This is a genomic window from Candidatus Aquicultor sp., from assembly GCA_036504445.1.
Lineage (GTDB): Bacteria > Actinomycetota > Aquicultoria > Aquicultorales > Aquicultoraceae > DASXVE01.
In genome coordinates, this window is the sequence record DASXVE010000033.1 from 1 (window position 1) to 2,325 (window position 2,325).

Annotated in this window: 1 protein-coding gene; it reads right to left on the reverse strand. The window is 50.5% G+C overall.

The window, feature by feature from the left end:
- Positions 1-1,122: 1,122 nt before the first annotated feature.
- Positions 1,123-1,989: a transposase gene (locus tag VGK02_11135; GenBank protein ID HEY3375593.1), complete on the reverse strand. Its 867-nt coding sequence runs from the start codon at positions 1,987-1,989 to the stop codon at positions 1,123-1,125.
- Positions 1,990-2,325: the final 336 nt, after the last annotated feature.

The window sequence follows — 2,325 nt, forward strand, 5'->3', positions numbered from 1 at the left end:
TCTACATCAGAGAGGCCCACCCCGAGCTGGAAGAGTATGCGAATACGCTGGACTCCTACAGACTATACCGCGAGAAGGCGACCTATGGCTTCGACGTCATGGTCAATGAGGAAGAGGCTAAGGGCGCGCTGGAAAATGCGAAGTACATCTTAGAGAAGATGAAAGAGCTGACCGGGTAGAAAGTGGCTGACAGTGAGAGTCAGACTTGTTTCGGCATGCGTAGACAAGATGCTCGCCAGGAGCGCCAAGACTGCGCCAAGAACGCCAAGCGTTTGATTTGTTTTATTTCTGCGGGGCGACGAGGGTTATTTATGGTAGAGGGAACGACGCAAAGCGATGGCCTGGCGTTGCGACCCCATGAACGCCGAACGCAGGTTTAAGCCGAAGAGAAGTGGTTGGTGATCGATGGTATTTTCTTGTAAAGGCCGGGAAAATTGGCCTTGCTCAGGCATGTGTCGCCCTATATTCTCGCAGAGAACGCAGGGACGTGCGCAGAGACCGCAGAGATTGTTTAGCGATATCCGTTTATCCTCCCTACAATCGTCTCTGCGAACTCTGCGCCCGTCCCTGCGAACTCTGCGGGAATCTAGTCTGCGCATGCCCAAACAACGAAAATTTTCACGGGATGCAGAGGAGCGCAAAGAACGCAGTTTTTTTTCAGTTAAACGCCAGGCAATTTTTATAGGGAAACTGCGAACTCTGCGTTCCTATGAAAATCGTACCGGTTCAGGCAAGCGTCGGATGGGATTATCCTTGTGGGCGGAGGACATTACGGGATTACGAATACCGTCTTCGCGCCCTTCGCGTCTCTTCGCGTTCTTCGCGAGAATACCGTACGACAGATGCCCTGACAGGTAAACGTCGCAGCCCTGAACTGGTTAGCGCAGACGAGTTTCTCGCAAAGAACCAGTATTTCCGAGGTTGTTGTTTTATGGGTTGTGGGTTAATAAAAAGCGGGTCAAGCATAGAAAGCTGGTTTTATCGGGGATTATCGGTTCTTGTCTTCATGGGTGGATAGATGGTTGTGTCTCTCTTTTCTTATCGCTGTCTGTTTTTTGCGTATATGTGTGTGGCGATGGCTAACAAAATGGGTTGTCGACGTGTTTGTTTTCTTTTTTCCTGCTAGAGTTTGGCGATTAGTCGTTTTGTTATGGTGTACTGTTTCTTCTCGGTCCTGGGGTCGAGGATTAGTCGTAGTATCTCTTGCATTTCGTAGTAGCGTACCCGGAATCTGGTGTCTCGGATGATGTTTTGCAGGTTGGCGATAAGGTGGCTTATCGTGTACAAGAGGAGGCGGTATGCGTGGTTCTTGCTCGTTGTTTTGATGAGGAAGTCCTTCGCTTCTTTGAACCCGTTCTCTATGTTCCACCGCTGCCCGTATAATTCGAGGAGTCTTTCTGCGGTGTCTGTTTTCATGTCTCGGTTAGTGATGAAGCCCGCGTAGTCGCCCGTACGGTACTCGTGGAAGTAGCCTGTCACCTGTTTGCGCTCTTTCCTGGCGGCGCCCATCATGTACTTCCATCGCCACTGGTTTGTTGTGGCGCACACCCAGTAGAGGCGGTCTACGCTCTCTTTATGCACGATGGGTACCAGATAATGCAAACCATGTGCCTCTATCCGGTTTAGGACGCCTACGTTGTAGAACTCTTTGTCGAGGACTACGCACCGTATCTTCACCCCACGGACGCTGCCGAGCAGCTTGTCTACCAACTCCGGTAGCTTTTCGCCTTTCTTAATCGGGAGCAGGGCGAGACAGAGTTTGAACCGGGGGGCTATGATGGAGAGGGCGGCGTACTTGCGCACTTTTATGTGCTTGAGCTTTCTCCCAGCGGGCTTCACATACTCGTGCACGTACTCGTCCCTCTCCCCATAATACTCGAAACTGGTGACATCTATAGCGACAAGACAACCCCACCGCGAGACACGTCCCCCATTCTTCTTCCAGGCAATGTAGCACTGTTGCAACGCCCGGTTCGTATATTCGAGCATCTCATCCACCTCCACCTGGTTGAGGTAGAAGAACAAACGATCCGGACACAAATGTTTCAGACAACACACCGCGTCCAGGCTAAGATTACCCCGAGCACTATCAGCCAGCATATGGAAGAACTGTTTATCCCTGCTAAAATCAAAGCAGAGGCTGAACAGACTGGCAAAACCATTTAAACATATGTTACGCAAATCAACAATCTGGGGAGGCAAAGCAGCTCGCATGGTTTGGTCACCGTTCGACACTTTGCCACCCCACCTTAAATACTAATTTTTAAAGGACAACCACAAACAAAAGCCCCAAAAACGACCACTAAACAACCTCGGAAATACTGG

What these genes read in the sequence shown, in the direction of transcription:
- VGK02_11135 (HEY3375593.1), bottom strand. Translation starts at nt 1,989, where the DNA reads ATGCTCGAATATACGAACCGGGCGTTGCAACAGTGCTACATTGCCTGG.